The organism is uncultured Cyclobacterium sp. (genome assembly GCF_963977555.1).
Classification (GTDB): Bacteria; Bacteroidota; Bacteroidia; order Cytophagales; family Cyclobacteriaceae; genus Cyclobacterium.
Window position 1 is genome coordinate 1 of the sequence record NZ_CAXBPD010000012.1, and the last position, 12,268, is coordinate 12,268.

The window sequence follows — 12,268 nt, forward strand, 5'->3', positions numbered from 1 at the left end:
GATTGTGATCCAAATACACTTGATGATGACCTGGATGAGGATGGTTTCATTGCTGGGGAGGATTGTGACGATAAAAATCCAGACATCAACCCAAAGCAAGCGGAAATCCCTTACAACGGCCTAGATGATGATTGTGATCCAAATACACTTGATGATGACCTGGATGAGGATGGTTTCATTGCTGAGGAGGATTGTGACGACACCAATCCAGACATCAACCCAAAGCAAGCGGAAATCCCTTACAATGGAATAGATGATGATTGTGATCCAAATACATTGGACGATGACCTGGATAAGGATGGTTTCATGGCTGCGGAGGATTGTGACGACACCAACCCAGATATCAACCCAGACCATGCGGAAATCCCTTACAATGGCATAGATGAAGATTGTGATCCAAATACACTAGACGATGACCTGGATAAGGATGGATTCATTGCTGCGGAGGATTGTGACGACACCAACCCAGACATCAACCCAGACCATGCGGAAATCCCTTACAATGGCATAGATGACGATTGTGATCCAAATACATTGGACGATGACCTGGATACGGATGGTTTCAATGCTGCGGAGGATTGTGAGGACACCAATCCAGACATAAACCCAGAGCAAGCGGAAATCCCTTACAATGGCATAGATGACGATTGTGATCCAAATACACTAGACGATGACCTGGATGAGGATGGTTTCATTGCTGCGGAGGATTGTGACGATAATAATCCAGACATCAACCCAGAGCAAGCGGAAATCCCTTACAATGGAATAGATGATGATTGTGATCCAAATACACTAGACGATGACCTGGATGAGGATGGTTTCATGGCTGCGGAGGATTGTGACGATGAAAACCCAGACATCAACCCTGCACAAATAGACATTCCTAATAATGATATAGATGAAAATTGTGATGGTTCAGATTTGATCGTTACTTCCCTTGAAGATTCAACGCACCCCATCAAGGTATTCCCTAACCCTACCGCTAGATTCCTAGAAATTGGCTGGGGAAATTGTGGAACTTATTTAATAGAACTGTTTGACAGCTCCGGAAAGCTTATTCTATCCACTGCCAATTCAAATAGAGTAGATTTGATAGGACTTGCGAATGGCACCTATATTATTAAAATCAATAAAGCATTTGGAAAACCACTTATTAAGAAGGTGGTAGTGGAGAAATAAAACCTAGGATAATCTACTCCATCATCAATCCCTGATCAACCCAACTATTGCATTTAAGTCAGAAATTTAAGCAACATTAATCTCAAGGATCTACCCCCCCTTAAACCGTATATTAAGTTAATCATTTTTTGGGTAACACAATTTTAACTTTAAATAGTGGCCCAAATCACTTGTTTTTCAGTCATTAATTAAAAGTATGTTCAGGATAAAAAACCAATCACCAATGACCTGCTTTTTAAATTAGTAAGCACTAAATTTTGAAAATGAAAATCAATTTATTCAAATATACAGCCTTCATTTTTGTCCTATTGCTGACAGTTTATGGGTGTTCAGAGGCAAACAAAATACCGAAAATCACATCCAAGGCCCTAATAAGTAACAAGATCTCCCAACTTTATCAAAGGATGGCCACAGAAGAACTCCAGTCGCTTACTTATGAGGAAGCATTTGACCTGTTTAGCGAGGAAGAGCTTGAGACGCTAGCGACAGGGCATTGGACATTTAAAGTGAATGTACCGGTAGTAGTTTCCCTGATGAGAAGCATAAAACAAGAAAGGCTACCCTTCTGGCTCAAGGAAAGTGGTTTTGTGAAAACCGATATGGAAGTGAGCAACGAAATGACGGATTTTGAAGTCTGGCAGAAAGAATTTGACAAAGGAGAAATCGGACTGGGGATCAATGGCTTGGAGGATTACAGTTACCATTATTTTGTAAGTGTAGCAGCTCAAGAGGAAGAGGATGAAGTAATTCTCAGCGACATCTATCCTGAAACTGATTTCATAGGCACTCTAGATGATGGGGCTTTTGTTTATCATGATTGGGATGAATTGGTACTTTTTGAGGTGCCCAATGAATTAAAAGGACAACAAATGCTTACGACAGTAAGGGGAAGAGGTACCGAATCTCAACTGGTCAATGCCTTTCGCACTACCCAATTTCCTTCTTCAGAAAAAGCCGACCAAGTCATGCTGACCTGGAGTGATGATCCTTCCTCAACCATGGACATTCAATGGAGAACCTCCAAATCTATTGATACAAGTGCTGTAACTTTCCGAATTAAGGGGTCAAATGATACCCTTTCCTTAAATGCGGGCAAGTATGAAATGGAAGACCTAAGACTTGTCAACGACCGCATTGTTCATCGATTTACAGCCAAACTCAAGGACCTAGAAGCAGGAACAACTTATGAATACAAAATAAGCGGTCAGGACCATTATCCAGAAAGCCAGACTTTTACTACGCAATCCAATGACGATACCTTTTCTTTTATTTGGTATGGAGATTCCCATCATTCACCTATATGGGGGAATATCGCAAACCAGGCATTTCAAAAGCATCCGGAAGCCGCTTTTCACGCCATTGCTGGTGATCTGGTAACTGATGGTCTCCATAGGAATCAATGGGATGAACTCTTCGAGTACTCAAAAGACATCATTTCACAGAGACCCTTTATGAATGTGCTCGGAAACCATGACAACCGCATGGGACTTGGCGCAGAGATGTACAGGGAACTCTTCAGTTACCCACCCAATGGGCCGAAGGACATCCCTAACGAACATACCTACTCCTTCAATTACAAAAACGGTTTGTTTCTGATGATTGATGCCACGTCAAAAGACGAGTTACAAACAAAATGGATCGAGCAAAAATTGAGTGAATCAAAAGCCACATGGAAATTTGCCATGTTCCACTTCCCTCCCTACAATTGGGAAGAGCCCTACCCTAATATCCAAAAAGAGTGGATTCCTTTATTTGACAAATATCATGTGGACATGGTATTCTCCGGCCACATTCATTATTATATGCGCTCCAATCCCATGAAAGATGGCAAGGTCGTTGCTGAGGCCAAAGATGGTACCACCTATATGATTTCCATCGGTATTCCTAGCGATCTAAGAGGCATAGGAGAAGAGCCTTATGCTGCAGTCAGGTATGAGCAAGGCCCATTTTATCAGGTGCTAGACATCGACGGCAACAGCCTTACCTACACCGCTAAAGATTCCAGTGAAAATGTGATTGATGAGCTGAGGTTGGTAAAGTAATAATTAGAACCACGAGCCCAGGCTCGTGGTTCTGGTCTGGCTCTGATCTCGATGGTCTAAGTTTAGCTAAGGGTAACTTAGACCCAAATTATTATTGTAAGCCTTATTGAGGCTTTTTCTGGGGATCTTGCCTTGAGTCAAAGAATGTCAATAGAATAATTTGATCATTTTTCAGCCGATAAAAGACCCGTGTTCGTTTAGTGATTTGAAAACCTCTTATTTTTTTCTCTGGTATCTCTAGTGTCCCAATTTCCGGAAACTCTTAAAGTAGCCTAGTAAAGTCTTTCGTTTTAATTATGAATGAACGTCTAGCTAATGTATCAAATTTAAAATCAATGTATTCCCATATTTCGCCAAACCTCTTTCGTGCTTTTTTAGTCCAAACAATTTTCATTTAAGCTCATTCCAAATGTCTTTATCGTTAATGAGATTTGTCTTATCCTCCGATTCTTCGTAAGCCTGGAGCACTTCTTTTTTTTGTTCGTCTGTCAGTTCTTTCCACAGCAATCCATCTTCTGCGTTTTCACGCTTTTCAAGAAATCTGGAAATAGCACGTAGCAACTGTTCATCCTCAATGCTATCAATTTTTTATGCAGATTCGATTTCAATTCAATTGTCCCCATAATCGTTTAATTTTCAGCACTAATTTATGTTTTTTTTAAGAATCGTTATCTCATTTTTTTGGAATACCGATCTGGTGTAAGTTTAGCGAAGCGTAACTTGGACCTATCATGCAGAAAGTTTTGGCTTCGACAGGCTCAGCCACCGGCAAAAGGTTAATGATTTGGCTAAAGCCACAGAAACGGGTAAATCATTGAAATCCCCCAGCTAAAGCCAGGGGGCTATTGAAATTTGGAATCGTATTACCTTTCCGAGATTTTTAACCTATTGCTAACAATTCAATAGGAATGGGCTTTAGCCCATTTATTAAGGAAATATCATATAATCCGGCTTTAGCCAAAATTTAAGCGTTAGAGGTTTTTTGATAATGTACCATTGCCTATGGTTTAGGCTTGAGATAGCTATGGCTTCGACAGGCTAAGCCACCGGTGGATATGCTGATCTGAGTTGCATCCATCGCTCATAATGGTGGCAAGCTCCTTGGCATAAGGTTTTGGCTAAAGCCACAGAAACGGGTAAATCATTGAAATCCCCCAGCTAATGCCAAGGGGCTATTGAAATTTGGAATCGTATTACCTTTACGAGATTTATAAACTATTGCAAACAATTCAATAGGAATGGGCTTTAGCCCATTTATTAAGGAAATATCATATCATACGGCTTTAGCCAAAATTTAGGGCGTTAGAGGTTTTTTTTGATAATGTACCATTACCCATGGCTTCGACAGGCTCAGTCGCCAGAAAGTCCATTTATAAAAAAATTGGAGGCAACTGCTCCTTAATCAGTCTCGGTAATGGCTACCTGCTTCTTTACAAGCCGCATCTTGTAGATCGTTTTAAAATCTTCTTCCAGATTAACATAATCATCGTAACGTAGCCCCCAGAACGGTTTATTCAAATCAGTCATCCCTGAAATTGCTAATATTTTCTCTGGCACATCAATTTCATTTGACCATCCTTTGTCGTTCGTGTACACGATCATCTTTTGTTTATTGTAGTCAGGTATTTTGATCCAGTTTTCCTTTTTCAATAGCTTTTCCTGTTGAAATACATCTTGTTCAATCCCTTCATGGTAGTGAACAGCCACTCCATTTGTAATCCCAAACAAACTATTTATTCCCCCTGCCTTAAACGCTCCATAAGAAGAAACAGACTCCTCCTTGCTGCCTTCTTTTTGAAGAAATTTCTCAGGATGAAAATCAATTGAGGCTTTTAATTCGCCTTCCTTTTCGAGATCATAGCTATGTACATAAGATTCCTTATCCAAAGCCAAATAAAGGATACTTCCATGAATACTTACCGCCAAATTAGGATATTCATATGTCAGCTCATCGTGGTACTTACTGACCTTAGGCAATTTTAAGAAAGGCACCGAATTTCCAGATTCTAAATCCAACTTTTCTAGTAGGCTATATTTTTTATAAAAATCTTTTAGATAAGGATTTCCCCCATCCCTGCCTGGGAAAAACAGGTAGCCTTTACCTTTATTAATATCCATAACATGCTGGTAATATTTTGAGCCTCTTAGTTCTGCCGGAAAATCCATCTCATACTTTTTCTTGATGTCTAATTCTTCTGACAATAGGGTAAGTTGATTTCCAAATGAATAAACAAAGCAATCCCCATTTTCCATTAGCCGAACATCTATGGTATAACCTAGTGATCCAGGACCTTCTTCAGGGAAACTTCGCCTGGTCAAAGTCTTACCTGTAGTATCAAATAAAACCAACTCACGGGTTTGAAACCCGTACATCAGTCCCCGCCCCCCTAAGAAGTCGAATGTGTTTATTCGCTCGGCTATATCCACCTGGATGGAATCGTAGATTTCTAATTCCAATAACAACTCATCCGAAGTAGAAACTTCCATCTTACTACTGCAGGAAAATAACAACCCGATAACAAAAACAATTTTCAAAACATCTATCATATCGAAATTAATAAGCTGAATCAATCAACTAATTATTTGGGATAATTGCAAAAAAAACGCAATGAAATTTTCCCTCCCTTTCTGGTCTAAGTTTAGTAAAGCGATTAATCAACTATTTTTTGGGGATTAATGCATAGAAAGCACAATGAGATCTATTTTTTTTTGAAGAAATTTTCCTCAACTAATTGGAAAGCTGTTGTAATTTCTTTGACCAAAATACCGGAAGTAATTTTAAAACTACAAATAGCTTTTATGAAAAAATGAAATTTGGATTTTATACACTATTTAAGCATAAAATCAATATATTTAACTGATTAAAACAAATTTTAATGCGATAACCTTTCACTGAAATGGGTTTGTAAAGTCATAACATAACTTTTTCACACCTTTCCGTTTATTAAAGAAAAGAGCTTAGATAAATTTGAGAATAAAAAACCATCTCTCTGTTCTAAGTGTGAGCATGGCCCATACCAAAAGTGAAGGTGATTTTCTAATCTAAAATAAAAAACATGGATTTAAAAATTAGTCCCTCAGTAGGTGTGGCCAGGCTAGGAAATAGTACTTGCCAGTTTTGTCTTTCTCCAGACACATTAGGAGGCCTACCTTTTGAAGCAGATGAATACGGAAACAAACTAGGCCCTATTAAAAATTTTAAAGATGCTTCAAGTCAAGTTAGAAGACAAGGGCAGCTTTTTAAGGTAATGGCCGCTGATGGCTCAGAAGTCACTATAGATTCACCAAATGTGGACACCATGGAGTGGACAGTTCATCTTGCCAACAAAAAAGCCGCTTGGTACCAATACAGTGAATTGCAAGGCAACCTCCTTTACGGCAATGCCAACAGCTACAAAAACAGAGAAGTTGATCTCCGTAATGCAGATCTGAAAACAGAGAGAGACAGGAAAACATTGATAATTGATCCTGGCCCTAGAAGTCTATGTGGCGCCAGAAAAACCATTAGCTTTGACAAGAAGCATGCCTCCTCTGTTTATCCTTATAATTACCCACCAGATACTGTTTCATCTGGCACACCAATTACCACTTTGGGTGACCTTAAAACGGATGATCAGGGACGATTGGTTGTTTTGGGAGGTTTTGGCCATGCTGGAGGAAATGAACCCTTAACAAGTTATGGCGGATCAGATTCATGGCATGATGACATTTCTGATGGGCCTGTCTACTACACCATCCATTTCAATGATGGATCTAATCCCATTTCCTTACAAGCTTGGGTAATTGTAGGTTCCCCGGATTTTGCACCAGAAATTGTGAATATTTCCACTTTAAGCGATTCTATGTTTGATGTAGGTATTAGGAACTTTGACATGATACCACAAATGTGTCAGGGTGGGACATTTAACCCGTCTTACCTGGTCAATTATCAAAGGGATATTTTACCGATTATCCAGCGCATTGGAGGCTATCAGTGGGTGGCCAATGTGCAATCCATGATGGCCTTTACTTCCAACATTTTCGACTTTTCAGATCCCAGTGAAGCCAATAAAACCAACAGGTTAAATTATTTTTCTTACTTCCGAAAACCTAACACCAAAACAAAGACCTCCTTTGAACAGCCCCAATCACAACTCTTTAAAGAAATTGGAGACCACCGGTTCCCTATGATGCCTTTGAACTCAGGGAGTAACTCAATAAGCAATGAAACAATAGTGAAATTTTTGGCCCTGAATGACACCCAGTATTTTATGCTTAGTCAATGGGCAAATGGTTCCTTTGAAAACAATCCAAATTTCCATCCTTTCCCTGTAAGCAAAGCTGATCAGGCCAGTGTTGGAAATTGCGTCGGCTTACCAATGAGCCCTGGAATTGAAGTAACCTGGAGTGTTCAAAACAGCAATATTTATTCTGCTCCCTATGTCATCTCTGATCAAAAAGGGCAGGGTGGCTATAATTCAACTGGCCTGACACCATCAAGAGATGAGTGTGAAGGAGGGGGTTGTGAACCTGGGGACTTAACCAAAAGGATGGCTTGTCCATGGCAAGCAGATTTCTTTCAATGCACAATTCAAGCAGTTAACTTCACTAATTTAGAATTCAATAAAGACCTGAGAACAACCGTTCAGGAGATAAGTACCGAGGATACATGGTCTGAATCCGGAACAACTTATAAGGACACACATAGGCTTACAAGCAAAGAAACCAAAGAACCCTTACCACCTACTTATTACGCATATTGGTGGCCACCACAAAGCCCTTGGGATGTATTGAATGGTGAAGTAACCCTGGAAGGACAATTACAATCCCACCTGCCTGCAGGTCAACAAATGAATTATGCTCGTGGCATCAATAGTTTTGTCCAAATGGTGGAGCATTGGTCGTCTTTGGCGTTTATTCGAAATACGAACTCTCAAGACCAAGGCTTTCCGAATTTTACTGAAACCGAACGAACACACGAACTGTTTTCCTTCAAAGAAGTTGGCGTAGGTCAGTTAAGCGGTAATGGTGATGACAATGAAACTACTATTCCTGTTTTCTATATTGAGGCAGATGTAACACGTATAGAGAAAAAAAGCGAAAAGGCGAAAAAACTGGTTTCATTCCTTGAAAAACGAGCCTTTAAAAAGATCAGCGTTGCGAGTGAGGGGCTAGGAATGCATAGATCAGGGACAAGGATGAGGCGTTAATGTCAACTCCAGTTCAACATACAGCTGTACTTATTATTGGCGGTGGCCCAGCTGGAGCCTCTGCCGCTTTAAGTTTATTGAATTACTCGGATTTCAGTGTGACATTGGTTGAACAGTCTGATTTTAATCGTACCCGAGTAGGTGAACATGTTTCGGCAAGCATTTTTGATTTAATTGATTATTTAAAAATTGAGAAAGCAGATTTTGAACCAGAAAGCTTTTTCCCCCTTCATGCCAGCAAGTCCTATTGGGGCAATGACCAGCCAAGCACTACACACTCCATTTTCACTGCTGAAGAGGCGAGCTACCAACTGGATCGAGAAAAATTTGATTTAAAATTAATCGAAGTTGCAGCAGAAAGAGGTGCGACGATTTTTCCTCGAACAAAGTGTTCTGAATTCAAGCAATTGGAAGACAAGAGTTGGCAAGTCTTGCTCTCCCACCCTACCCAAGGCAAGTTCACGATCCTTGCGGATTACCTTGTAGACGCCTCCGGTAGAACGGGGGGTGTTGGTAGACAGCTTGGTGTCCCTGCTCAAAAATACGATGATTTAATGGGCGCTGGATTATTTTTGACGCTTGATCAACAAAGAACCCCATTCGAGCAAACTTTGGAAGCGACAGAATTAGGCTGGTGGTACTGTGCATGCCTGCCTGAAAACAAAATGGTGGCCACCTTTTTTACCGATGCAGATATCCTCTCTAAGCACCAACTGCATCAACTTGACGCTTGGCGCGAAACCCTGAAAGCTACACGACACGTGAAAAAGCTTTTGAATGGAGCCAAGGCCCTCTCCCAAAAACCATGGGTACGGAATGCTCAAACACGGATCAGCAATGCAAGCAAAATCGATCGTTTCATTGCGATTGGAGATGCTGCTGTATCTTTTGATCCAATTTCATCTATGGGGATTGGGTTTACGATAAGCTCCGCTTGCCATGCTGCAAGGCATATTAAAAATGAATTGTCTCAAAAGCCCACAACAACCGCCATTTTTCAGCAGGATTTAATGGATAATTTTAGCAGATACATTCAGTTGCGAAAACGAGTTTATCAACTAGAGAAAAGATGGGCATCCTCCACCTTTTGGAAACGAAGAAATCAAGCTTAGAGGAAATTGAATTTAAATTAAAGTCTGATTTTGCACTAGAATTTCCATTCGATATTGAGGGAGATGGCTTCAGTACTAATGGCTTCGACAATGATTTGGCTAAAGCCATAAACAAGAATAAATCATTGAAATCCCCCAGCTAAAACTAGGGGCTATTGAGAATTGGAATTCATTAGGGATGAAAACCGAATCCATTGAAACCCTCCCCATAGCCAGCAAATTTATTGATGAATGAAGCCCTCTCAATAGCCCATTTATTAAGGCAATACCCTTTCCTCCGGCTTTAGCCAAATTTAAAGCGTTAGAGATTTTTTGGTAATATACCGCCATGGTTTAGGCTTAAAATACCTTAGGCTTCGCCAACGGTTGCTGTAAGGAAAAATTAGGCATAAAAAAAAGCCGAGATTGCTCTCGGCTAAATTTGTGGGCCCACCTGGGCTCGAACCAGGGACTTTCTGATTATGAGTCAGATACTCTAACCAGCTGAGTTATAGGCCCCACTTTTATTAAGAAAATCTACTCCCTTCTATTCAACCACAAACAAAAGGTAGTAAATATCCAAGTCCAACTGCGTAGCAAATTAGAAAAGGATCCCTGACCAAGATTAGAAGTCTTTTGAACCTTTTACCTTGCTTTTGGGAATGCAATGTTACATATTTGATTTTAAAATCACAACAAAAATTGTAATGAAAAATCTGCAAGAAATAGAATTTTTAATTTTTGATTTGGGGAATGTCATCTATGACATTGATTACCAAAGGACTTTTGAAAAAATAAACAGCCGCCTTCCTGAAATACAACATCATTTAATTAAAGAATTTATGGTCTCCCCTGTTCACTTTGATCTTGAAACAGGGAAATCTGACGAAAAAACTTTTAGAGAGGGGGTAAGAAATTTTTTCTCCGCAGACTGGGAAGACGAATGGATCGATGATGCATGGAACAGTATACTTGTAGACATTCCGCAGGAAAGACTAGACCTACTTATTGCATTAAAGAAAAAATATCCGCTCTACATGCTCAGCAATACCAATAGCATTCATTTCAAGGTGGTGGAAGAAACTTTTAAACAAAAACTACCAGAAGGCACTTGGCCTGAGCTTTTTGACCATTTATTTCTAAGCCAGGAAATGGGCTTGCGTAAGCCTGGTGAGGAAATCTACAGGGAAGTGGTCAACAAAATTGGTGCTGCTCCTGAAAAATGTTTGTTTTTTGATGACCTCAAAGAGAACCTTTTGGGTGCAAATAAAGTTGGCTTACAAACCTATCATATTGACCACCCCAAAGCCCTAATCAATTTTTTCCAAAATGTATAGTACCAAAGAATATTTAAAACACGGTACCCTTTTCATTTTAACAATAATAGCCACTACCCTAGCGGGTGGAGAATGGTTGTATGGTAGAAGCATCCTATCCGACGAACAACCGCTTACATGGGAGTATTTCGTGCTTTCCCTGCAATTCTCCCTGCCCTTTATAGGCATTCTATTGATTCATGAATTGGGACACTTGTTTACTTCCATTTATCACAAGGTAAAATCCTCTTTGCCTTACTTTATCCCCGCATGGTTGGGCTTTTTAGGATCTCCATCTATTGGAACCTTTGGCGCAATTATTCAAATGAAGGGAATAATTAGTAGCAGGAGAAAATTTTTCGACATAGGCGTTGCAGGACCAATCGCTGGTTTTGTGGTTGCTTTTGCGGTATTGACTTATGGCTTCACACAATTGCCCGAAGCGGACTATATTTACGAAGTCCATCCTGAATATGCGGATCCTAATTATGTCTTGCCCGAAAGTGAAGAAGTGATGGATTTTGAATTGGGCTATAATCTATTGTTCTGGACCATGGAAAAAACCCTAGCAGATCCAGAGCGGATGCCGGCCATGTCCGAGATCATCCATTACCCCTACCTTTTTGCAGGCTATTTGGCCTTGTTCTTTACAGCGATAAACTTACTGCCCATCGGCCAATTGGATGGTGGACACGTAGTATTTGGACTTTTCCCAAAACACCATAAAAATATTTCATTGGTAGTCTATACCCTGTTTTTGTTTTACGCAGGTTTAGGAGTCATCAGTCCGTTTGAAGACCTGAACTACCTGGCATTGGCATTGCCACTGTATGTAGGTTTTCTCTACATTTGTTATCGAAAATCAGGTCTTTCGAACACCAACAAATGGATCATGGCGCTTGGTATTGCGGCCATTCAATACAGTCTCATTAGCATCTCTCCCGACATTAAAGGATACTCGGGATGGCTCTTTTTCGCGTTCCTTGTAGGAAGGGTATTAGGCATCAATCACCCTGAGGTGATTGATGGTAGAAAATTAGATCAAAAACGTGCAATTCTTGGCTGGTTGGCCATTGTACTGTTCATTCTTTGCTTTACACCTGAACCATTTGTTTTTGAATAAAGCAAAAAATGCAATTGCAATCACTCTTCTTCTAACTCTCTGTAAGCTAAAATACCGCCTAAGACGTTTCTAACCTTGGTATACCCTTTGCTTTCCAAGAACAACTTAGCATTGGCACTTCTAGCACCGGAACGGCAATGCACAATGATTTCATCTTCCTTGTTCATTTCCAATTCGGATAGGCTATTGGGAAGTTGGGCCAAAGGAATATTCTTAGCTCCAAGGTTGTCATCTTCATACTCGTAAGTTTCCCTGACATCCAAAAAAACAAATTGCTCTTTGTTGTCTAACCTTTCTTTTAATTCTTCTACTTCTATGTCTTTCATCG

At 40.1% G+C, this 12,268-nt stretch carries 9 protein-coding genes and 1 tRNA gene; 6 read left to right on the plus strand and 4 right to left on the minus strand.

Annotated features, from left to right (window positions below; translation table 11 throughout):
- Nucleotides 1–1,179 (plus strand): MopE-related protein (locus AAC073_RS15220; protein ID WP_339924643.1); only part of this gene is annotated, 1,179 nt, incomplete at its 5' end.
- A gap of 263 nt (nt 1,180–1,442) precedes the next feature.
- A complete protein-coding gene (locus AAC073_RS15225; protein WP_339924644.1) occupies nt 1,443–3,221 on the plus strand; it encodes a metallophosphoesterase family protein in 1,779 nt (592 codons plus the stop codon).
- A 390-nt stretch (nt 3,222–3,611) separates the two neighbouring features.
- Here the strand turns inward: AAC073_RS15225 and AAC073_RS15230 are convergent, their stop codons facing one another.
- Both AAC073_RS15230 and AAC073_RS15235 read right to left on the minus strand, forming a co-directional pair.
- The gene (locus AAC073_RS15230; RefSeq protein WP_339924645.1) at nt 3,612–3,782 is read right to left on the minus strand and encodes a hypothetical protein; all 171 of its coding nucleotides are present in this window, start codon (nt 3,780–3,782) and stop codon (nt 3,612–3,614) included.
- An 837-nt stretch (nt 3,783–4,619) separates the two neighbouring features.
- Nucleotides 4,620–5,792, minus strand: coding sequence for a hypothetical protein (locus AAC073_RS15235; protein ID WP_339924646.1), 1,173 nt, complete (start codon nt 5,790–5,792; stop codon nt 4,620–4,622).
- 485 nt (nt 5,793–6,277) lie between these two features.
- Between AAC073_RS15235 and lodA the strand changes: the two genes are divergently transcribed.
- A complete protein-coding gene (lodA, locus tag AAC073_RS15240; protein ID WP_339924647.1) occupies nt 6,278–8,410 on the plus strand; it encodes a CTQ-dependent lysine 6-oxidase LodA in 2,133 nt (710 codons plus the stop codon).
- A complete protein-coding gene (lodB, locus tag AAC073_RS15245) occupies nt 8,410–9,522 on the plus strand; it encodes a lysine-epsilon-oxidase maturase LodB (RefSeq protein ID WP_339924648.1) in 1,113 nt (370 codons plus the stop codon). The genes lodA and lodB overlap by 1 nt, the downstream gene beginning before the upstream one ends.
- 424 nt (nt 9,523–9,946) lie before the next feature.
- Here lodB and AAC073_RS15250 read toward each other — a convergent pair.
- Nucleotides 9,947–10,020 (minus strand) — tRNA-Ile (locus AAC073_RS15250).
- 188 nt (nt 10,021–10,208) lie between these two features.
- On the opposite strand from AAC073_RS15250, the gene AAC073_RS15255 reads away from it, so the two are divergent.
- Both AAC073_RS15255 and AAC073_RS15260 read left to right on the plus strand, forming a co-directional pair.
- The gene (locus tag AAC073_RS15255) at nt 10,209–10,838 is read left to right on the plus strand and encodes an HAD family phosphatase (RefSeq protein ID WP_339924649.1); all 630 of its coding nucleotides are present in this window, start codon (nt 10,209–10,211) and stop codon (nt 10,836–10,838) included.
- Nucleotides 10,831–11,940, plus strand: a complete 1,110-nt coding sequence (locus AAC073_RS15260; protein WP_339924650.1) for a site-2 protease family protein — start codon at nt 10,831–10,833, stop codon at nt 11,938–11,940. Before AAC073_RS15255 ends, AAC073_RS15260 begins: the two co-directional genes overlap by 8 nt.
- Before the next feature lie 20 nt (nt 11,941–11,960).
- Here AAC073_RS15260 and AAC073_RS15265 read toward each other — a convergent pair whose 3' ends face one another.
- The gene (locus AAC073_RS15265; protein WP_339924651.1) at nt 11,961–12,266 is read right to left on the minus strand and encodes a rhodanese-like domain-containing protein; all 306 of its coding nucleotides are present in this window, start codon (nt 12,264–12,266) and stop codon (nt 11,961–11,963) included.
- Nucleotides 12,267–12,268: the final 2 nt, after the last annotated feature.

What these genes read in the sequence shown, in the direction of transcription:
- lodB (WP_339924648.1), top strand. Translation starts at nt 8,410, where the DNA reads ATGTCAACTCCAGTTCAACATACAGCTGTACTTATTATTGGCGGTGGC.
- AAC073_RS15255 (WP_339924649.1), top strand. Translation starts at nt 10,209, where the DNA reads ATGAAAAATCTGCAAGAAATAGAATTTTTAATTTTTGATTTGGGGAAT.
- lodA (WP_339924647.1), top strand. Translation starts at nt 6,278, where the DNA reads ATGGATTTAAAAATTAGTCCCTCAGTAGGTGTGGCCAGGCTAGGAAAT.
- AAC073_RS15225 (WP_339924644.1), top strand. Translation starts at nt 1,443, where the DNA reads ATGAAAATCAATTTATTCAAATATACAGCCTTCATTTTTGTCCTATTG.
- AAC073_RS15260 (WP_339924650.1), top strand. Translation starts at nt 10,831, where the DNA reads ATGTATAGTACCAAAGAATATTTAAAACACGGTACCCTTTTCATTTTA.
- AAC073_RS15265 (WP_339924651.1), bottom strand. Translation starts at nt 12,266, where the DNA reads ATGAAAGACATAGAAGTAGAAGAATTAAAAGAAAGGTTAGACAACAAA.